General features: G+C 65.3%; 20 protein-coding genes. 13 read left to right on the top strand and 7 right to left on the bottom strand.

Going from position 1 to position 18,056, the window contains the following annotated elements; all coding sequences use genetic code 11:
- Positions 1–196: 196 nt before the first annotated feature.
- The 7 genes from ABWY06_RS22980 (at position 197) to ABWY06_RS22950 (ending at position 5,205) form a co-directional block, all read left to right on the top strand.
- A complete protein-coding gene (locus ABWY06_RS22980; RefSeq protein WP_353927909.1) occupies positions 197–766 on the top strand; it encodes an Rnf-Nqr domain containing protein in 570 nt (189 codons plus the stop codon).
- Positions 763–2,028, top strand: coding sequence for an electron transport complex subunit RsxB (gene rsxB, locus ABWY06_RS22975; protein WP_353927908.1), 1,266 nt, complete (start codon positions 763–765; stop codon positions 2,026–2,028). The genes ABWY06_RS22980 and rsxB overlap by 4 nt, the downstream gene beginning before the upstream one ends.
- On the top strand, positions 2,012–2,986 hold the full coding sequence (locus tag ABWY06_RS22970) for an RnfABCDGE type electron transport complex subunit D (RefSeq protein WP_353927907.1): 975 nt from the start codon (positions 2,012–2,014) through the stop codon (positions 2,984–2,986). The genes rsxB and ABWY06_RS22970 overlap by 17 nt, the downstream gene beginning before the upstream one ends.
- Complete coding sequence (locus tag ABWY06_RS22965) at positions 2,983–3,621, top strand: RnfABCDGE type electron transport complex subunit G (protein WP_353927906.1); 639 nt, start codon at positions 2,983–2,985, stop codon at positions 3,619–3,621. The genes ABWY06_RS22970 and ABWY06_RS22965 overlap by 4 nt, the downstream gene beginning before the upstream one ends.
- A complete protein-coding gene (locus ABWY06_RS22960; protein ID WP_353927905.1) occupies positions 3,618–4,283 on the top strand; it encodes an Rnf-Nqr domain containing protein in 666 nt (221 codons plus the stop codon). Before ABWY06_RS22965 ends, ABWY06_RS22960 begins: the two co-directional genes overlap by 4 nt.
- Entirely contained in the window at positions 4,280–4,918 is a 639-nt protein-coding gene (gene nth / locus ABWY06_RS22955; protein ID WP_353927904.1) for an endonuclease III, read from the top strand. The genes ABWY06_RS22960 and nth overlap by 4 nt, the downstream gene beginning before the upstream one ends.
- Positions 4,919–5,022: 104 nt before the next feature.
- Positions 5,023–5,205, top strand: coding sequence for a PA3496 family putative envelope integrity protein (locus ABWY06_RS22950; RefSeq protein ID WP_353927903.1), 183 nt, complete (start codon positions 5,023–5,025; stop codon positions 5,203–5,205).
- A gap of 17 nt (positions 5,206–5,222) precedes the next feature.
- Here ABWY06_RS22950 and ABWY06_RS22945 read toward each other — a convergent pair whose 3' ends face one another.
- A complete protein-coding gene (locus tag ABWY06_RS22945; RefSeq protein WP_353927902.1) occupies positions 5,223–6,608 on the bottom strand; it encodes an aminotransferase-like domain-containing protein in 1,386 nt (461 codons plus the stop codon).
- 214 nt (positions 6,609–6,822) lie between these two features.
- On the opposite strand from ABWY06_RS22945, the gene ABWY06_RS22940 reads away from it, so the two are divergent.
- Positions 6,823–8,028: a benzoate/H(+) symporter BenE family transporter gene (locus ABWY06_RS22940; protein ID WP_353927901.1), complete on the top strand. Its 1,206-nt coding sequence runs from the start codon at positions 6,823–6,825 to the stop codon at positions 8,026–8,028.
- Between the two features lie 158 nt (positions 8,029–8,186).
- Positions 8,187–8,579: a hypothetical protein gene (locus tag ABWY06_RS22935; RefSeq protein WP_353927900.1), complete on the top strand. Its 393-nt coding sequence runs from the start codon at positions 8,187–8,189 to the stop codon at positions 8,577–8,579.
- Between the two features lie 69 nt (positions 8,580–8,648).
- Here ABWY06_RS22935 and gloA read toward each other — a convergent pair whose 3' ends face one another.
- The 3 genes from gloA to ABWY06_RS22920 form a co-directional block, all read right to left on the bottom strand.
- Positions 8,649–9,041 (bottom strand): lactoylglutathione lyase, encoded by a 393-nt coding sequence (gene gloA / locus ABWY06_RS22930; RefSeq protein WP_353927899.1) that lies wholly within the window; start codon positions 9,039–9,041, stop codon positions 8,649–8,651.
- An 89-nt stretch (positions 9,042–9,130) separates the two neighbouring features.
- A complete protein-coding gene (locus ABWY06_RS22925) occupies positions 9,131–10,348 on the bottom strand; it encodes an argininosuccinate synthase (protein WP_353927898.1) in 1,218 nt (405 codons plus the stop codon).
- Between the two features lie 116 nt (positions 10,349–10,464).
- On the bottom strand, positions 10,465–11,433 hold the full coding sequence (locus ABWY06_RS22920; protein ID WP_502948240.1) for a flagellar protein MotY: 969 nt from the start codon (positions 11,431–11,433) through the stop codon (positions 10,465–10,467).
- Between the two features lie 128 nt (positions 11,434–11,561).
- On the opposite strand from ABWY06_RS22920, the gene pyrC reads away from it, so the two are divergent.
- A complete protein-coding gene (gene pyrC, locus ABWY06_RS22915) occupies positions 11,562–12,608 on the top strand; it encodes a dihydroorotase (protein WP_353927897.1) in 1,047 nt (348 codons plus the stop codon).
- Positions 12,605–13,279, top strand: coding sequence for a ribonuclease T (gene rnt, locus ABWY06_RS22910; RefSeq protein ID WP_353927896.1), 675 nt, complete (start codon positions 12,605–12,607; stop codon positions 13,277–13,279). Before pyrC ends, rnt begins: the two co-directional genes overlap by 4 nt.
- A 70-nt stretch (positions 13,280–13,349) precedes the next feature.
- Here the strand turns inward: rnt and ABWY06_RS22905 are convergent, their stop codons facing one another.
- Positions 13,350–13,952: a peroxiredoxin gene (locus tag ABWY06_RS22905; RefSeq protein WP_353927895.1), complete on the bottom strand. Its 603-nt coding sequence runs from the start codon at positions 13,950–13,952 to the stop codon at positions 13,350–13,352.
- A 252-nt stretch (positions 13,953–14,204) separates the two neighbouring features.
- On the opposite strand from ABWY06_RS22905, the gene ABWY06_RS22900 reads away from it, so the two are divergent.
- Both ABWY06_RS22900 and bfr read left to right on the top strand, forming a co-directional pair.
- On the top strand, positions 14,205–14,420 hold the full coding sequence (locus ABWY06_RS22900) for a bacterioferritin-associated ferredoxin (protein ID WP_353927894.1): 216 nt from the start codon (positions 14,205–14,207) through the stop codon (positions 14,418–14,420).
- A gap of 200 nt (positions 14,421–14,620) precedes the next feature.
- Positions 14,621–15,091: a bacterioferritin gene (bfr, locus tag ABWY06_RS22895; protein WP_353927893.1), complete on the top strand. Its 471-nt coding sequence runs from the start codon at positions 14,621–14,623 to the stop codon at positions 15,089–15,091.
- Positions 15,092–15,158: 67 nt separating this feature from the next.
- Here bfr and grxD read toward each other — a convergent pair whose 3' ends face one another.
- Both grxD and ABWY06_RS22885 read right to left on the bottom strand, forming a co-directional pair.
- Positions 15,159–15,485: a Grx4 family monothiol glutaredoxin gene (gene grxD, locus ABWY06_RS22890; RefSeq protein WP_353927892.1), complete on the bottom strand. Its 327-nt coding sequence runs from the start codon at positions 15,483–15,485 to the stop codon at positions 15,159–15,161.
- Positions 15,486–15,583: 98 nt separating this feature from the next.
- Positions 15,584–17,689 carry a molybdopterin oxidoreductase family protein gene (locus ABWY06_RS22885; protein ID WP_353927891.1) on the bottom strand — a complete coding sequence of 702 codons (2,106 nt, stop codon included), beginning with the start codon at positions 17,687–17,689 and terminating at the stop codon, positions 15,584–15,586.
- Between the last annotated feature and the right edge of the window lie 367 nt (positions 17,690–18,056).

The raw sequence follows: 18,056 nt of genomic DNA, 5'->3' as shown, positions 1-18,056 counted from the left end.
CGCGGCGCCTGCGAGGCAATGCCCCGGCGGGTGGCAGGCTCAGTCCGGCATCGCCCTCTGCGTCGGGCTGATCAATGCCGCCTGCATGGCCTACTGACACTGGGCGGCGGTTGGCCGGCGGCCGGGCGCGGTTGTACCGCGGCCCGCGCGCCCGGATAATGACCCGCTCTTTCCTGGCAAACCTCCAAGCACGCTGATGAGCGACTTCCTCCTGGCCCTGATTGGCGCCGCGCTGGCCAACAACCTGGCGCTGCTCGTGCCGCTCGGCATCGACCCCGCTTTGCGCGCCACCGGGCCGCGTGGGCGGCTGCACGCCCTCGGCCTGGCGACCAGCCTGGTGCTGGCGTTAACCCTGCCGCTGGCGCTGCTGCTGGACCTCTGGCTGCTGCAACCGCTGCAGGCGCAGTCGCTGCGCACCTGGGCCGTGCTGAGCAGCGCCGCCGTTCTGATCGGGCCTTGCCTGGCCCTGTTGCGGCGGCTGCGGCCGGCCCTGCCAGTCGACGGCCTGGGTCCGCTGATCCTGCTCAACGGCGGCTTGCTCGGGTGGCCGTTACAGGCGCCAGACGCCTCCCTGGTCCAGGCCCTCGCCTGGGGCCTGGGTGGCGGGCTGGGGTTCTGGCTGGTGCTGCTGCTGTATACCGACCTGCTCGAGCGCATCGACCCGGCACACGTGCCTTTGCCCTTTAGAGGCGCGCCTATGGTGCTGCTCAGCGCCGGACTGATGGGCGTGGCCTTGCTTGGTTTCGCCGGGATGGGCAGGCCATGAACCTGATCCCGGCCATCGATGCCTTGCTGCCCCAGACCCAATGCGGCAAATGTGGCCACCCGGGCTGCCTGCCCTATGCCCAGGGCATCGCCGCGGGCGAGGCGATCAACAAATGCCCGCCCGGTGGCGAGGAAACCCTGGCGGCGCTGGCCGACCTGCTGCGCGTACCCGTCATTCCCCTGGATCGGGAGCGCGGCGCAGCCCCGGCCCAGGTGGCCTATATCCGCGAGGCCGAGTGCATCGGTTGCACCAAGTGCATCCAGGCCTGCCCGGTGGATGCGATTCTCGGCGCGGCCAAGCTGATGCACACGGTGCTGATCGACGAGTGCACCGGCTGCGACCTCTGCGTGGCGCCCTGTCCGGTGGACTGTATCGAAATGCACCCGCTGCCCCTGCGCACGCCCCAGCCGGTGGTAGCGGTGGTCGGCGGCCTGGCCGGCAGCCCCGAGGAAAAGAGCGCCCGCACCGCCAAACGCGACCAGGCCCGGCGGCGCTTCCAGCAGCGCCAGGCACGCCTGCAGCGCGAGGGAGAGCAGCGGGCCGCGCAACGCCTGGCCCGCGCCGAGCCGCGTGGCCCGCAAAATACTCTCGGGGCGAGCCCGGCGCTGGACCCGGTGCAAGCGGCGATCGCCCGGGTCAAGGCGCAGAAAGCCGCCCAGGCCAACCTAATCCCGGACCAGCCGGCACCGGCCAGCGACGAGGCCGGCTTGAAAAAGGGTAAGGTCGAGGCCGCCATGACCCGCGCGCAGCTGAACAAATCCTACAAGGCCTTCGGCTCGCCGCCGACCGCGGCCCAGCACGCCCAGCTCGCCGAGTTGCATACGGCGCTGGATCGAGCCGAGCAGCATCTGGCCGGCCTGCTGGCGGCCGCGCCCGCCAGCACGCCAGTAGCGGTCGACGACTCTGCGTTGAAACGGGCCAAGATCCAGCTGGCGCTTAAACGCGCGGACCTGAAAAAAGCCCAGAGCGCCGCGGCGCCGGCCGCCGAGCTGCTCACCCTGGGTGCGGCCCTGCGGCAGGCCGAACAGGCGCTGCATGCCGCCGAAGCGGCTTGCGGCAAACCCCCTCCGGATTTGCAGCGCATCGATAAGGCCCCGGTCGACGAACGCCTGCGCGCGTTGAAAACCGAGCGGGCCTACGCCCGCGCCGAACTCAGCACTCTGCAGCGCCTGGTCGCCGCGGACCCGCAGCAGCTGCAGGCCGCCGAGGCCCGCTTGAGCACCGTTCAACAGCAACTGGCCGATTATGCCCGCCACGACTGAGACGCAGCGCGCCATGGGCCTAGTGCTGCTGGCGACACTGCCCGGTGGCCTGACCCTGTTCGCACTCCATGGCTGGGGCACCTTGATCACCCTGCTGCTGGCCGCCGCGGCCGGGCTCACCGCGGAGGCCGCGGCCCAGCGCCTGCGGCGGCGCTCGCCACGCAGCGCCCTGAGCGACGGCAGCGCCCTGGTCAGCTGCACCTTGCTGGCCCTGGCCCTGCCGCCCTATTCCCCCTGGTGGCTGACGCTGGCCGCGGCCAGCGCCGCGATCCTGCTCGGCAAGCAGCTGTTCGGGGGCGTGGGGCGCAACCCGTTCAACCCGGCCATGCTCGGCTACGCCATAGTGCTGCTGGCCTTCCCGCTGCAGATGAGCCAGTGGCCCGCACCCCATGCGGCGGGCCTGGGCGCCGCGCTGCAGCAGATCTTCGTCAGCGCCGACCTGCCCGACGCCTGGGCCCAGGCGACCGTGCTGGACGTGCTGCGGGTGGACCGCAGCCGGACGATCGAAGAACTGTTTTGCGGCCACCCAGCCTTTGGCCACCTGGCGGGTCGTGGTAGCGAATGGGTCAACCTGGCCTTTCTGCTCGGTGGCCTGTTCCTCCTGCAGCGCCGCTTGTTTGGCTGGCACGCACCGGCCGGCATGCTGGCTGGCCTGTTCCTGATGAGCCTGCTGTTCTGGAACGGCAGCGGCTCGGACTCCCACGGCTCGCCCCTGCTGCAGCTGTTTTCCGGGGCCAGCATGCTCGGCGCGTTTTTTATCGTGACCGAGCCGGTCTCCGGCCCCGAGGGCCAGCGGGCGCGCCTGCTGTTCGGCGTCGGCGTCGGCGTGCTGACCTACCTGATCCGTGCCTGGGGCGCCTACCCCGATGGCCTGGCGTTCGCCGTGCTGTTGATGAACCTGGCGGTGCCGGCCCTGCAGCGCCATGGCCAGGGCCGCCCGGGAACGGCGGCGCCATGAGCCCCATCAAGACTGGGCTGACGCTGGTGCTGCTGGGCGCGATCTGCCTGGGCGGCACCCTGGTCCTGCAGCACTGCAGCGCGCCACGCCTGGCCCAGCTGCGGCAGGCCGCCGAAACGCAGCGGCTGCTGGCCGTGCTGCCACCCGCCAGTTATGACAACCAACCCCTGGCGCAGCCGCTGTCGCTGGGCGAGGGTCCGTTGGCGGAAGAGGCTGAGCTGCTCGGTTACCAGCCGCCACGACCGGCCTTTGTGGCGCGTCTGCACGGACAACCGACGGCGGTGCTGCTGCAGGTCAACGCGGTGCAGGGTTACGGCGGGCCGATCCAGCTGCTGGTGGCGATCACTCCGGACGGCCGGCTGTTGGGCGTCTCGGTGCTGGCCCACCAGGAAACCACGGCCCTGGGCGGACGTATCGAGCCACAGCGCAGCGACTGGCTGCGGGGGTTTTCCGGCCGCTCGCTGCGGTCCCCCGACGAGGCAGGCTGGGCGCTCAAGGCCGACCACGGCAGCTTCGACCAGATCAGTGGCGCTACCCTGACCTCACGGGCGGTGGTCGCTGCGGTACACCGCGCCCTGCGCTACTTCGACCGGCATCGCCAGCCGTTGCTGGGTGAGGGGGGAGCAGGCCAATGAATGATCAGCGCCACACTGCCTGGCCACTGCCGAGCCTGGCGATGCTGAGCCTGGCGGGCCTGCTCGGCGCCAGCGACTCGCTGGCCAAGGCGCTTGGCCTGGCGCTGGTCACCGCGCCCGTGCTGATCCTGTTCTGCACCTTGCAGGCGCTGCTGGCGCCGCGGCTGAGCGCCGGCGCGCGCTGGCCGCTGACCCTGCTGCTGGCGACGACCCTGGCCAGCGGCGCGGACCTGGTTGTGCAGGCCTGGAGCCTGGAGTTGCACCAGGCGCTGGCCGCCTATCTGCCGTTACTGGCCTTGCACGGCCTGCTGCTGAGCGGCAGCGGCGAACTGGACCGGCGGCGGACGTTGGCGGCCGCGGGCTGGGGGCTGCGCCTGGCCGCGGGGTTTGCCCTGGTCGCGCTGCTGCTCGGCGCGCTGCGCGAAGCCTTTGGCCAAGGACTGCTGTTGAGCCAGATGCACTGGCTGTTCGGCCCGGCCGCCGCGGGCTGGCAGGTCACGTTGTTCGATTCGCGCCACGCCATTGGCCTGCTGACCACGGTTCCCGGCGCATTGCTGCTGCTGGGCCTGTTACTGGCGCTGAACAATGCCCTGTTTCGTTCCCGCGCCCAGGCCGGTGCGGGACACTGCCCTTCTACCGCCGCCGAAAAGGTCGAGCCATGAACGCCGCCAAACGCCGGGAGATCTTCCGGCGCCTGCACGAAGACAATCCCGAGCCGAAAACCGAACTGGCCTACGCCTCACCGTTCGAACTGCTGATCGCGGTCATCCTCTCGGCACAGGCCACCGATGTCGGGGTCAACAAGGCGACGGCCAAGCTGTACCCCGTGGCCAATACCCCGGAAACCATCTATGCCCTGGGCGTGGCAGGCCTGAGCGAGTACATCAAGACCATCGGCCTGTACAACAGCAAGGCGAAGAACGTCATCGAAACCTGCCGCTTGCTGATCGAGCGACACGCCAGCCAGGTGCCCGATAACCGCGAGGCCCTGGAAGCCTTGCCCGGCGTCGGACGCAAGACCGCCAACGTGGTGCTCAATACCGCCTTTCGCCACCCGGTGATGGCGGTGGACACCCATATCTTTCGGGTCAGTAACCGCACCGGGATCGCGCCCGGCAAGAACGTGGTAGACGTGGAGCACAAATTGGTGAAGTTCGTGCCCAAGGAATACCTGCTCGATGCCCACCATTGGCTGATCCTGCACGGTCGCTACGTTTGCCAGGCGCGCAAGCCCCGCTGCGGCAGTTGCCGGATCGAAGACCTGTGCGAATACCGGGACAAGACAGCAATCGATTGAGCCAGTATTAAAAACTAATAACATCGATTGAAAATAACTTTTTTACCCGCCCTGAATTTGCCGTTATAAGGTGCGCAAATGGCCCCCTAGCCTGGAGCAACTTTATGAGCACTGGCAAAGAAGAAATCGAACTGGAAGAGGACTTCGCCGCTGAGGAGTCGGAAGAGGCGGTCGAGGCACCGGTTGAGGTCGCCAAAACCAATCTGACCAAACGTCGCATCATCGACAACCTGCTCGAAGAACGTCGCCTGAACAAGCAACTGGCCGAATACGACTTCGACCTCTAACCCCTCTCCCCCTTTTTTCAGTAGTACAGACGCGGCTCTGCCGAGGCCAGCATGCTGGCCAGGCGGGTCAGCGCGAAGCGCAGCTCGTCGCGACTGGTCGGTGACATCAACACGATGCGCACCCCGCGGGTGCTGGTGCTGCGTTCGGCGAAAAACTGGCTGCCACTGAGCAAGGTCACCCCGTTGGCCCGTGCCAGCAGGGCGAACTCATCACAGCTCCAGGGCTCCGGCAGGGTCAGCCAGAGGTGGTAGCTGTTGGGTTGGCTGCGCACCTGCAAGCCCTGAAACACCTGCGCCGCAATGGCCTGGCGGGCGGCGGCTTCCTCCCGCTGGACCGCCATCAGCTGCGTGCCCAAGCCTTCGGCAATCACCTGGGTCGCCAACTGCGCCATCAGCGGCGAGGGCATCCAGACACTGCTGCGCACCATGGCGTTGAGCCGCGACAGGGTTTCCGGCGGCCCATGCAGATAACCGATGCGCAGCGCCGGCGCGACGCTTTTCGACAGGCTGGTCAGGTACACCGAGCGCTCGGGGGCAAAGGACGCCAGGGGCCGCAGCGGCGTCGGCGCGAGAAAGCCGTAGATATCATCGTCCAGGATCAGGAAATCGAATTCCCGGGCGATCTCGGCAATTTCTGCCCGCCGCGCCTCGGACATGATGGCCGTGGTCGGGTTCTGGCAGGTCGCCACGCACACCAGCAGCGCCGGTTTCTCCTGCCGGCAGCGCTCGCGCAGCGCCTCGGGCAGGATGCCCTGCTCGTCCATCGCCACGCCCTGCAGGCGTCGGCCACTGTGGTGCGCCAGGGAAATGATGCCGGGATAACAGAGTGCCTCGCAGAGGATCAGGTCGCCGCTGCGGGTCAGGCCGTTCATGGCCACCAGGAGGCCATGCTGCGCCCCGGCGGTGATCACCACCTGCTGCCAGCGCGCCTCGGGCAATGCCCCTCGCAGCCAGTGCGCCCCGGCCTCGCGGTGCAGCGGATGACCGCCCTCGGGGGCGTAATCCAGGGAGCGGGTCAGGTCCTCGCTCTGCGCCAGGCGCATCAATGCCTCGCGTAACCAGGACTCCAGTACCGCGCCGTGGGGCTTGATCACCGACAGATCCAACTGGGCGCTCGGCAGGTCGAGTCGGCCTTCGGCGGCCGGAGCATCACCCCGCATGGCAGGGCGCTGGCTGACGAAGGTACCGCGGCCGACCTCGCCGACCACCAGCCCCCGCCGCTGGGCTTCCTCGTAGGCCCGACTGATAGTGCCGGGGGTCACGTCCAGGGCCGCGGCCAGCGCCTTGAGCGTCGGCAGGCGTTCACCGCCGACCAGCACGCCACGCGCGATATCCTGCTCCAGCGCCTGGGCGACCATCAGGTACATCGGCTGATTGTGCTCGGAGAAGCGCGGAACCCACATAAACCCTCGATCCCTGTTTTGAAGACACGCAGTTTATCACAGCGCCCCACGAGCTCCGCCCCCCTGGGCCGGCGGCGACCCTGGACGGCCAGCGAAGCATTATGAGCATATCGCCTATTGCATCGATTCAATAAATAAAATTACACTCAAATTGAATCGATTCAATTTATCGAATTAATCGGCATTTCGGTGCCTCCCCATGCTCGAGGCACCCATGTCGACCCTTCGTCAGGATTTTTCGCTGTCGGCCGTGATCGCCGGCCTGATCGCCGTGATCATTTCCTATGCTGGCCCGCTGATCATCGTCTTCCAGGCGGCACAAGCCGCCCAGCTCTCCGACGCCCAAATATCGTCCTGGATCTGGGCCATCTCCATCGGCAGCGGCCTTACCGGACTGCTGCTCAGTTGGCGCCTGCGCATCCCGTTGATCACCGCCTGGTCGACCCCCGGCGCCGCCTTGCTGGTGGCGCTGCTGCCCACGGTCAGCCTGGCCGAAGCGGTCGGTGCCTACCTGGTGGCGGCGCTGATCATCGCCCTGGTGGGGCTCTCGGGCGCGTTCGACAGCCTGATGCGGCGACTGCCCAGGGCCATCGCCGCGGCGATGCTGGCGGGCATCCTGTTCCGTTTCGGCGTGGGCCTGTTCAGCTCCATCGAGCTGCAACCGCTGCTGGTTCTCAGCATGCTCGCGGCGTACCTGATCGCCAAACGCCTGTCCCCCCGCTACGCGATCCTGGCCGTGCTACTGGTCGGCTGCACGGTGGCCGCGGCCCTCGGCACGCTCAATGGCGGCGCCATTCAGATCGAGTTCGCCACGCCACTGTTTATCGCGCCGAGCTGGAGCTGGAACGCCGTGCTCAATATCGGCCTGCCCTTGGCCCTGGTGACCCTGACCGGCCAATACGTGCCCGGCATGGCGGTGCTGCGCGGGGCGGGTTACGCCACGCCGGCCCGGCCGATCATGGCGGTCACCGCCCTCGGCTCGCTGCTGCTAGCACCCTTTGGCGCCCACGGGCTTAACCCGGCGGCCATCACCGCCGCCATTTGCACCGGCCCCGAAGCCCATGAGGCGCCGCAGCGACGTTATATCGCCGGCATCGCCTGCGGGCTGTTCTATATCCTGATGGGCATCTTCGGCGCCACCCTGGCGTCGCTGTTCGCCGCCTTACCCAGGGAGTTGATCGCCGCCCTCGCCGGGCTGGCGCTGTTCGGGGCGATCAGCAGTGGCCTGAGCACGGCCATGGCCGATGAAAAACAACGGGAAGCGGCGCTGATCACCTTTCTGGTGACCGCTTCGGGCATGAGTTTTCTCGGCCTGGCGGCCGCGTTCTGGGGGTTGCTGTTCGGCATCGCCGCCCACTTTATCCTGAGCGCCACCCGTGCCCGGGCGCCGCTCGCCCAGCCTGCCGGAACAGTCCCCTGATGCCGGCAAGGGACGCAACAGCGCACGGTCCAGGCGTTCCGCCCGCCCACACAGATCACCGGGCCAGTGATGCCAGGCTGCAGCGGATAACTTTGCGTGAACCCGCCACGCTGCTTTAGGGTAGGCACCACCTTTACGGCCCCCCGGCGAGCCCCCTTATGAACGGCTATTTCATCGCGGCAGCGGCGCTTACCGTCGTTGTCGGCCTGGTCCATTCGCTGCTCGGTGAGCGGCTTGTTTTCCGCCGCATGCGCAAGGCAGGGGCGAGCATCCCGACCCATGGCGGGGATATCCTGCACGAGGCGCATGTGCGCATCCTGTGGGCCAGCTGGCATATGGTCAGCTTGCTGGGCTGGGGCATGGCCGCCATACTGACCTGGCTGGCACTGCCGGCGTCCAGCCCGTCGGCATCGACCTTTATCACTGGCATCATCATTGCCGCGCTGCTCGCCAGTGCGCTGCTGATCTTTGTCGGGACCCGCGGCAAGCACCCGGGCTGGGCGGGCCTGCTCGGCGCCGCCGTGCTGGCCAGCCTGGGACTGTATGCGTAGGCGAGGGCACACCGCACCACGCGTAATAACGAGGCGTATATCCAATGACACCTCAGCGGTGTGGCGCCGCTAGTCGCTGCGTTTGGGCGACAGCAGTTCGATCTTGTAGCCGTCCGGGTCTTCGACAAAGGCCAGGATGCTGCTGCCGTGCTTCATCGGGCCCGGCTCGCGGCTGATCTTGCCACCGCGGGCGCGGATGTCCTCGCAAGCCTGGTAGACATCCTGCACCTCCAGGGCGATATGGCCGTAGCCAGTGCCCAGTTCGTAGGCGTCGACACCCCAATTGTGCGTCAGCTCGATCACACTGTTATGGGCCTCGTCGCCGTAACCGACGAAGGCCAGAGTGAACTGACCGTCCGGGTAGTCCTTGCGCCGCAGTAGGGTCATGCCCAGCACTTCGGTGTAGAAGGCGATGGACTTGTCCATATCGCCGACGCGCAGCATGGTGTGCAGCAGTCTCATCGGAGGTTCCTCAACAGGTGCCCGGCGTGCCGGGCGTATAAACGCAAACCCCGGCACTAGGCCGGGGCTTGGCAGGCGCGAACAGCTTATCAGAACAGCGTGCGACCCTTACCGGCGGCGATGCGCATGCGCAAGGCGTTCAGCTTGATAAAGCCCGCTGCGTCGGCCTGGTTGTAGGCCCCGCCGTCTTCCTCGAAGGTGGCGATATTGGCATCGAATAGCGAGTCGTCGGACTTGCGCCCGATGACCGTGACGTTGCCCTTGTACAGCTTGAGGCGCACCACGCCGTTCACGTGGGCCTGGGAGGCGTCGATCATCTGCTGCAGCATCAGGCGCTCCGGGCTCCACCAGTAACCGGTGTAGATCAGGCTGGCATACTTGGGCATCAGCTCGTCCTTGAGGTGCGCCACCTCACGGTCCAGGGTGATCGACTCGATGGCGCGGTGCGCCCGCAGCATGATGGTACCGCCGGGCGTCTCGTAGCAGCCCCGGGACTTCATGCCGACATAACGGTTCTCGACGATGTCCAGGCGACCGATGCCGTTTTCGCCGCCCACGCGGTTGAGTTCGGCCAGCACGGTGGCCGGGCTCATGTCCTTGCCGTCGATGGCGACGATGTCGCCCTTGCGGTAGGTCAGCTCGATATAGGTGGCCTGGTCCGGTGCCGCTTCCGGGGACTTGGTCCACTTCCACATGTCTTCTTCGTGCTCGGTCCAGGTGTCTTCCAGCACCCCACCCTCGTAGGAGATATGCAGCAGGTTGGCGTCCATGGAATAGGGCGATTTCTTCTTGCCATGGCGCTCGATGGGGATCGCGTGCTTTTCGGCGTAGTCCATCAGTTTTTCCCGCGACAGCAGGTCCCACTCGCGCCAGGGGGCGATCACCTTAACCCCGGGTTTCAGGGCATAGGCGCCCAATTCGAAACGCACCTGGTCGTTGCCTTTGCCCGTGGCGCCGTGGGAAATGGCGTCGGCACCGGTTTCATTGGCGATTTCGATCAGGCGCTTGGCGATCAACGGTCGGGCAATGGACGTGCCCAGCAGGTACTCGCCTTCGTAGACGGTGTTGGCACGGAACATCGGGTAGACGAAATCACGGACGAACTCTTCGCGCAGGTCGTCGATGTAGATTTCCTTGACCCCCATGGCCTTGGCCTTGGCGCGCGCGGGTTCGACTTCTTCGCCCTGACCGAGGTCGGCGGTGAAGGTCACCACCTCGCAGTTATAGGTGTCCTGCAGCCACTTGAGGATCACCGAGGTGTCGAGGCCACCGGAATACGCCAGGACTACCTTGTTTACGTCGGCCATGCCATCACTCCACGGGGGTTGTTCGGAAAACCCCCGATTCTACCGACCGCGCCGCTTCTTTTACAGGGGCGCGACAGCTTGTGACGATGAAGCGACGGTTTACCCCGTGCTCAGCCTCAGGAGGTCGCCGCCGGATCGGCCTTGGCGCTCGGCGCCGGTACCGGCGCCGGCGCCGGCGCCGGCGTGGGCTCGGGAGTGGAGGCCGGCGCCACCGGCGCCTCGGCGGCCCGTTCCAGGCGCAGGCCGACCCGGCGATTCTTGGCCCGGTTGCTTTCACTGGTGTTGGGCACCAGCGGGTAACGCTCACCGTGGAACCGCAGGGTGATCTGCTCTTCCGCCACGCCATGGGCTTTCAGGTAGTCCTGCACCGCCAAGGCCCGACGCCGCGACAGCTCGCGATTGGTCAGGCGATTGCCGCTGTTGTCCGAGTGACCGTCGAGGCTGAAGCGGTTGACGCTGGGATCGGCCTTGAGGTACTGCACAATGATGTCCAGCTTGGCCTGGGCCAGCGCACTGAGTTCGGTGCCACCGTCGGGAAACGCCAACTGCACCTGCTTGATCTGGTCGAAGTTCACCGGCAGCAGCTTGGCGGTGCAGCCCAGGTAGTCGTTATAGGCCTTGTTGAAACGCGCGGGCAGCAGGCGGACTTCCAGACTGTCGCCACCCTGCTCGGTACGGTGGCGAATCAAGGGGCTGCGGCCTTCCATCAACCCAGTCAGCAGCCGGCCGGCTTGGACCTGGGAACTGTTGAAGGGGACGTCGCCGTCGGCGACCCGCACCGAGCCCAGGTTGATGTCGCCACGACCCGGCTGCCAGGGCGCGGCCGCTGCCAGCAGCGTTGCGGACCCTGCCCCCATCCAGCGCTCACGGGCCTGCAGGCGGAAGGTAGCCTGCTCACCGGCGCGGCGGACGAACTCACCCACTCCAAAGTCGGTGACCGGCTGCGACAAGCGGCACTCGAACTGGTCGCCCTCGACCTTCCACTCGACTTTTTCCAGGCGCGTCTGAAAGCTGACGGCCCACAGGGGCAGGCTTAGCGGCAGGCTGGCGAGCAGGCAGAGCAGGGTCGGACAGGGCTGGCGCACGGCAGGCTCCACGGAAAGACACAACAGTTGCCGGGGTATCGGTCGCGGCCCGGAAAACTTGATAGCGGGTGCCCGAACCCGGCTTTTCCGGTAGCATTCGGGCACGTTTTACCCGCCTGGAATACCCCATGTCCGACCACTTGACCCTGCTGCGTCCCGACGACTGGCATATCCACCTGCGCGACGGTGCGCTGTTGCCGCACACCGTGGCCGACGTGGCGCGCACCTTCGCCCGCGCGATCGTCATGCCCAACCTGGTACCACCGGTGCGCAATGCCGAGGAAGCCGATGCTTATCGCCAGCGCATTCTGGCCGCGCGGCCGGCCGGCAGCCGTTTCGAGCCGCTGATGGTACTCTACCTCACCGACCTGACCCGCGCGACCGACGTGCGCGCCGCCAAGGCCTCGGGGTTCGTCCATGCGGCCAAACTCTACCCGGCCGGCGCCACCACCAACTCCGACTCGGGCGTCACCAGCGTCGACAAGATTTTCGAGGTACTGGAGGCGATGGCCGAGGTCGGCCTGCCGCTGCTGGTGCACGGTGAAGTCACCCGCGGCGAAATCGACGTATTCGACCGCGAAAAAGTCTTTATCGACGAGCACCTGAGCCGGGTGGTCGAGCGCTTCCCGACCCTGCGGGTGGTGTTCGAACACATCACCACCGGAGAGGCCGTGCAGTTCGTCGAGTCAGCCTCGGCCAATGTGGGGGCGACCATCACCGCCCATCACCTGCTGTACAACCGCAACCATATGCTGGTCGGTGGTATTCGCCCGCACTTCTACTGCCTGCCGATCCTCAAGCGCAACGTGCACCAGGACGCCCTGCTGGACGCGGCAACCAGCGGCAATCCGAAGTTCTTCCTCGGCACCGACTCGGCGCCCCATGCCCAGCACGCCAAGGAAGCCGCTTGCGGCTGCGCCGGCTGCTACACCGCCTACGCGGCCATCGAGCTGTATGCCGAAGCCTTCGAGCAACGCGGTGCGCTGGAGCGCCTGGAGGGCTTTGCCAGCCTGCACGGGGCGGACTTCTACGGCCTGCCGCGCAACACCGATCGCATCACCCTGGTCCGTGAAGACTGGACCGCCCCCACTTGCCTGCCGTTGGGCGAGCACACCGTCATACCGTTGCGCGCCGGCGAAACACTACGCTGGCGCCTGCAGGAGAACCACCCGTGAGCGAAGAACATTACGACGACGAACACAGCGGCTCCGGCGGTGGTGGCTCGCAGCATCCCATGGCGCAGCGCTTTCGCGGCTACCTGCCAGTGGTCATCGACGTCGAGACCGGTGGTTTCAATAGCGCCACCGATGCCTTGCTGGAAATTGCCGCAGTCACCGTGGGCATGGATGAAAAAGGCTTCCTGTTCCCCGAACACACCTATTTCCATCGGGTCGAACCCTTCGTCGGCGCCAATATCGAAGCCGCGGCACTGGAATTCACCGGCATCAAGCTGGACCATCCGCTGCGCATGGCGGTCAGCGAGGAAACTGCGCTGACTGACATCTTTCGTGGCGTGCGCAAGGCGCTCAAGGCCAACGGCTGTAAACGGGCCATTCTGGTCGGGCACAACAGCAGCTTCGACCTGGGCTTCCTGAACGCCGCGATCACCCGGCTGGACATGAAGCGTAACCCCTTCCACCCCTTCTCCAGCTTCGACACCGCCACCCTCGCCGGCCTCGCCTACGGCCAGACCGTGCTGGCCAAGGCCTGCCAGGCCGCCGGCATCGACTTCGATGGTCGCGAAGCCCATTCGGCCCGCTACGACACGGAAAAGACCGCCGAGCTGTTCTGCGGCATCGTCAACCGCTGGAAGGAAATGGGCGGCTGGGACGACTTCGCCGACTGACGGCGCGCGTCGGTGCCGCGCCCCGCGCATAAAAAACCCGGCCTAGGCCGGGTTCTTTTTTCGCCAGCGGTTACAGCTTGCTGGCGTGCTCCGACAGGTACGACGCCACGCCTTCCGGCGAGGCAGTCATGCCCTTGTCGCCTTTTTTCCAGTTGGCAGGGCAGACTTCACCGTGTTCTTCGGTGAACTGCAAGGCATCAACCAGACGCAGCAGCTCGTCCATATTACGGCCCAGCGGCAGGTCGTTGACGATCTGCGAACGCACCACGCCGTTCAGGTCGATCAGGAAGGCGCCGCGAAAGGCCACGCCGTCGTCGGACTCGACATCATAGGCCTTGGCGATTTCGTGTTTGACGTCGGCGGCCAGGGTGTACTTGACCGGGCCGATACCGCCCTGGTTGATCGGTGTGTTACGCCAGGCGTTGTGGGTGAAGTGCGAGTCGATGGACACACCGATCACTTCGACGTTGCGCGCCTGGAAGTCCGGAATACGGTGGTCCAGGGCGATCAGCTCGGAGGGGCAAACGAAGGTGAAGTCCAGCGGGTAGAAAAACACCAGGCCGTACTTGCCTTTGATGGCCGAAGACAAGCTGAAGCTCTCGACGATTTCACCGCTGCCCAACACGGCCGCAACGTCGAAGTCCGGGGCTTTTTTGCCTACGAGTACGCTCATACGATTTCTCCTGAAGTGATGAGGGGCGCGAGCCGGCCAAAGGTGGGCAGGCCCGTTCCGCAAGGGCGAACAATGATACACCCGGGTTTTCACCCTCGCCCACCGCTTTTGACCGCCGAGTCACGGTGCGGGCACGATCCATTGCCGTCGCCGCTGGGCGGGGGAAACCGACGAAACACCCTCTACAGCTTTGACAAGCATTCTCATTAACATTAGTATCTTTGCCACAAGCCCTCTTACGAAGACTTCCGCATGTACGTCTGCCTCTGCCAAGGTGTTACCGACGGTCAAATCCGCGATGCGATCTATGAAGGTTGCTGCAGCTACCGGGACGTGCGCGAGACCCTGGGCGTGGCCAGCCAGTGTGGCAAATGCGCCTGCCTGGCCAAGCAGGTGGTACGCGACACCCTGAGCGAGGTGCACAACGGCCAACGCACCGCGGGTTTCGCGGAATTCGTCGCGGCCTAAACACCTTTGTTCAGAAAAGCCGGGCACCCTGCCCGGCTTTTTAATGCCTGAAATTCAAGCACTTAGCCGCAAAATGCGGAACTCAAACATTCGTATTCAGATTAATTTTACCTTTAAATTCAAACACTTAGATTTGACAGCCAAATAACGCGGGGTCACTATTCATGCTTATTCACCTCTTCGCGCAATAGGCTACGGACATGAAAGGCGACAAGACAGTCATCCAGCATCTGAACAAGATCCTCGGCAACGAGCTGGTCGCAATCAACCAATACTTCCTGCATGCACGCATGTACGAGGATTGGGGCCTGAAAAAACTCGGCGAACACGAGTACCACGAGTCCATCGACGAGATGAAACACGCGGACAAGCTGATCAAACGCATCCTGTTCCTCGAGGGCCTGCCCAACCTGCAGGACCTGGGCAAGATCCTGATCGGTGAAAACACCCAGGAAATGCTCGAATGTGACCTCAAAGTCGAGCACAAGGCGCTGATCGACCTGAAAGAGGCGATCGCCTACTGCGAGACCATCGCCGACTACGCCACCCGCGAGCTGCTGGAAGACATCCTCTGCTCCGAGGAAGACCATATCGACTGGCTGGAAACCCAGCTGGGCTTGATCGGCAAGGTCGGGCTGGCCAACTACCTGCAGTCGCAAATGGGCGAATAAGCCCGGCGCCTGACCCGCGCCCCTAAAAAAACCCGCCGAGGCGGGTTTTTTTATACAGCGACTCGACTCAGGCACCGGCCTTTTGGGTCGCGTCCTTGATCAGGCTCTGCAGCTCACCCTTCTCGAACATCTCGGTCATGATGTCGCTGCCGCCGACCAGCTCACCGCCGACCCACAGCTGCGGGAAAGTCGGCCAGTTGGCGTACTTGGGCAGGTTGGCGCGGATTTCCGGATTCTGCAGGATGTCGACATAGGCGAATTTCTCGCCACAGGCCATCACCACCTGGGAAGCCTTGGACGAAAAGCCGCACTGCGGCGCATTTGGCGAGCCTTTCATGTACAGCAGAACCGTATTGTTGGCGATCTGCTCTTTGATGGTTTCGATAATATCCATGGAACACCTCGGCACTGAACTTTCCGACTCACGGGTCGGCACGGTGGCCGCATTGTAACGGAAAGGCAGGGGCTTGGCTCACCTGCCATCGGTCGACTTCACGCGGCCTCGATTTCGACCGCTACCCCGTTGAGCACCGCGTTGCCGGACAGGTCGAGCTGACGCTCGTCGGTCAGGTCGTTGGCACTGGCGCCGGGCTGTGCACAGGCGATGCCCAACTGCACCCCGGGCCGGGCATGACCCCAGCCATGGGGCAGGCTGACCACGCCGGGCATCATCTCCAGGCTGGCGGCCACCTCGACCTCCAGCGTGCCGACCCGCGAGCGCACCCGCACCCGCTGGCCATCGACCAGCCCGCGCCGACCGAGGTCATCGGGGTGCACCAACAGCTGATGGCGTGGCTTGCCTTTGACCAGGCGGTGGTAGTTGTGCATCCACGAATTGTTGCTGCGCACATGCCGGCGGCCGATCAATACCAATTCATCGGCACCCGGCAACGGCTGCCCGGCGAAACGCGGCAGGTCACCGAGAAACAGTGCCGGCGCCGCCTCGATGGCGCCCGAGGCGGTCTTCAGGCGCAGCGCCAAATTGGGCTTCAGCGGCCCGAGATCGATCCCGTGGGGAAACTCGCGCACGCTCGCCAGGGACAGACGCCGCTCGGCCTGGTCGCCATAAGGGCCCAGGCGCAGGCCCATGTCGACCATCTGCTGCGGCGCCAGGGTTGGCTTCAACTCGGTGCCATTGCGGGTGGCGAAGGCCTTGGCCAGGCCGATAAAGATTTCCCAGTCGTCCAGGGACCCGGCTGGCTTGGTCAGCACCGCCTCATTGAAGCGGGTGACGTTGCGCACCGCGAACATATTGAAGGTCATGTCGTAGTGGTCGTGTTCCAGCGGCCCGGTGGGCGGCAGGATCACATCGGCGTAGCGGGTGGTTTCGTTGATGTAGAAATCGATGCTGAGCATGAATTCCAGGCCGTCCAACGCCTGCTCCAGCTGGCGCCCGTTGGGCGTGGACAACACCGGATTGCCCGCCACGGTGACCAGCGCACGAACCTGCTCGGGTCCGGGGGTCAGCATCTCCTCCGCCAGGGCCGCCACCGGCAGTTCGCCGGCATATTCCGGCAAGCCGGACACACGACTTTGCCAACGGTTGAAATGGCCGCCAGAGGTCTTGCTGACCATGTCGATGGCCGGCTCGTTGCACAGCGCGCCCCCGACCCGATCGAGGTTGCCGGTGACCAGGTTGATCAGCTGGATCAACCAATGGCAAAGGCTACCGAACGCCTGCGTGGAAACGCCCATGCGCCCATAACAGACCGCCTTGTCCGCGGCCGCGAAGTCGCGGGCCAGTTGGCGTATCTGTTCGGCCGGCACGCCACAGCGGACGCTCATGGTTTCTGCGGTAAAACCCGCGATGGCCTCGCGCGCCTGCGCCAACCCGGCCACCGGCAGCGCACTGGCGCGGGTCAGGCCTTCCTCGAACAGGGTATTGAGCAGGCCGAACAGCAACGCGGCATCCTGCCCCGGGCGGACGAACAGGTGTTGATCGGCGATGCCGGCCGTTTCGCTGCGGCGAGGATCGACCACTACCAGCTTGCCGCCACGCGCCTTGAGGGCCTTAAGACGTTTTTCCACGTCCGGCACCGTCATCAGGCTGCCGTTGGACGCCAGGGGATTACCCCCCAGGATCAACATGAAGTCGGTCTGGTCGATATCCGGAATCGGCAGCAGCAGACCGTGCCCGTACATCTGCAAGCTCACGAGGTGATGGGGCAACTGGTCCACCGAGGTGGCGGAGAAGCGGTTGCGGGTTTTTAGCTGCCCCAGGAAGTAATTGCTGTGGGTCATCAACCCGTAGTTATGCACGCTGGGATTGCCCTGATAGACCGCCACGGCGTTTTGCCCATGACGGGCCTGGATCTCGACCAGGCGGCTGGCGACCAGCTCAAAAGCCTCTTGCCATTCCATCGCCTGCCATTCGTCCCCCACACGCCGCATGGGTTGGCGCAGGCGATCGGGGTCGGCCTGGATGTCCTGCAGGGCCACCGCCTTGGGGCAGATATGGCCGCGGCTGAAGCTGTCTTGGGGGTCGCCCTTGATGGACAGGATCTGCTGGCTGCCATCGGCCTGTAGCGCGGTCTCGATGGTCAGGCCGCAAATGGCTTCGCACAGATGGCAAGCACGGTGGTGAAGGGTCGTGGTCATGGCCTGGCCTCTTGTGGTGGAGTGGGCCGGTACCGGAGCCGCCCAACCAGCACTATGGCGTTCCTCCGGAGCGCCGGCCATCAGCGTTCGCCGCATGAATCAAGCGGCATCAGGCCAGCCAATAGGCACTGGCAGCGGCGCCCGCCTCCCAGCGATCGCCCTGAACAACCGCGCACAGCGGGGTGCCGGCGGTATTCAGCCTGCAGGACTGGCCGTTCAAGGGGTTAAGAGAAGGTGGAGCGAGAAAATGTCAGCCCTTGGCCATGCGCTTTGTGAGAGGCCAAGGGCTGAGCTAGACACGTTACATGGACTTCCGGTGTCCCAAGCAACACTCTAGGACTCTACCGACGATTTGGCCACCGAAATC

Source organism: Pseudomonas sp. (genome assembly GCF_040514055.1).
GTDB lineage: Bacteria > Pseudomonadota > Gammaproteobacteria > Pseudomonadales > Pseudomonadaceae > Aquipseudomonas.
The sequence above is the reverse complement of the archived record's forward strand: the minus strand, read 5'-3'. Positions and strand labels throughout refer to the sequence as shown.

Coding starts and splice junctions, on each gene's coding strand:
- ABWY06_RS22980 (WP_353927909.1), top strand. CDS start 197: ATGAGCGACTTCCTCCTGGCCCTGATTGGCGCCGCGCTGGCCAACAAC.
- rsxB (WP_353927908.1), top strand. CDS start 763: ATGAACCTGATCCCGGCCATCGATGCCTTGCTGCCCCAGACCCAATGC.
- ABWY06_RS22970 (WP_353927907.1), top strand. CDS start 2,012: ATGCCCGCCACGACTGAGACGCAGCGCGCCATGGGCCTAGTGCTGCTG.
- ABWY06_RS22965 (WP_353927906.1), top strand. CDS start 2,983: ATGAGCCCCATCAAGACTGGGCTGACGCTGGTGCTGCTGGGCGCGATC.
- ABWY06_RS22960 (WP_353927905.1), top strand. CDS start 3,618: ATGAATGATCAGCGCCACACTGCCTGGCCACTGCCGAGCCTGGCGATG.
- nth (WP_353927904.1), top strand. CDS start 4,280: ATGAACGCCGCCAAACGCCGGGAGATCTTCCGGCGCCTGCACGAAGAC.
- ABWY06_RS22950 (WP_353927903.1), top strand. CDS start 5,023: ATGAGCACTGGCAAAGAAGAAATCGAACTGGAAGAGGACTTCGCCGCT.
- ABWY06_RS22945 (WP_353927902.1), bottom strand. CDS start 6,608: ATGTGGGTTCCGCGCTTCTCCGAGCACAATCAGCCGATGTACCTGATG.
- ABWY06_RS22940 (WP_353927901.1), top strand. CDS start 6,823: ATGTCGACCCTTCGTCAGGATTTTTCGCTGTCGGCCGTGATCGCCGGC.
- ABWY06_RS22935 (WP_353927900.1), top strand. CDS start 8,187: ATGAACGGCTATTTCATCGCGGCAGCGGCGCTTACCGTCGTTGTCGGC.
- gloA (WP_353927899.1), bottom strand. CDS start 9,041: ATGAGACTGCTGCACACCATGCTGCGCGTCGGCGATATGGACAAGTCC.
- ABWY06_RS22925 (WP_353927898.1), bottom strand. CDS start 10,348: ATGGCCGACGTAAACAAGGTAGTCCTGGCGTATTCCGGTGGCCTCGAC.
- pyrC (WP_353927897.1), top strand. CDS start 11,562: ATGTCCGACCACTTGACCCTGCTGCGTCCCGACGACTGGCATATCCAC.
- ABWY06_RS22905 (WP_353927895.1), bottom strand. CDS start 13,952: ATGAGCGTACTCGTAGGCAAAAAAGCCCCGGACTTCGACGTTGCGGCC.
- ABWY06_RS22900 (WP_353927894.1), top strand. CDS start 14,205: ATGTACGTCTGCCTCTGCCAAGGTGTTACCGACGGTCAAATCCGCGAT.
- bfr (WP_353927893.1), top strand. CDS start 14,621: ATGAAAGGCGACAAGACAGTCATCCAGCATCTGAACAAGATCCTCGGC.
- grxD (WP_353927892.1), bottom strand. CDS start 15,485: ATGGATATTATCGAAACCATCAAAGAGCAGATCGCCAACAATACGGTT.
- ABWY06_RS22885 (WP_353927891.1), bottom strand. CDS start 17,689: ATGACCACGACCCTTCACCACCGTGCTTGCCATCTGTGCGAAGCCATT.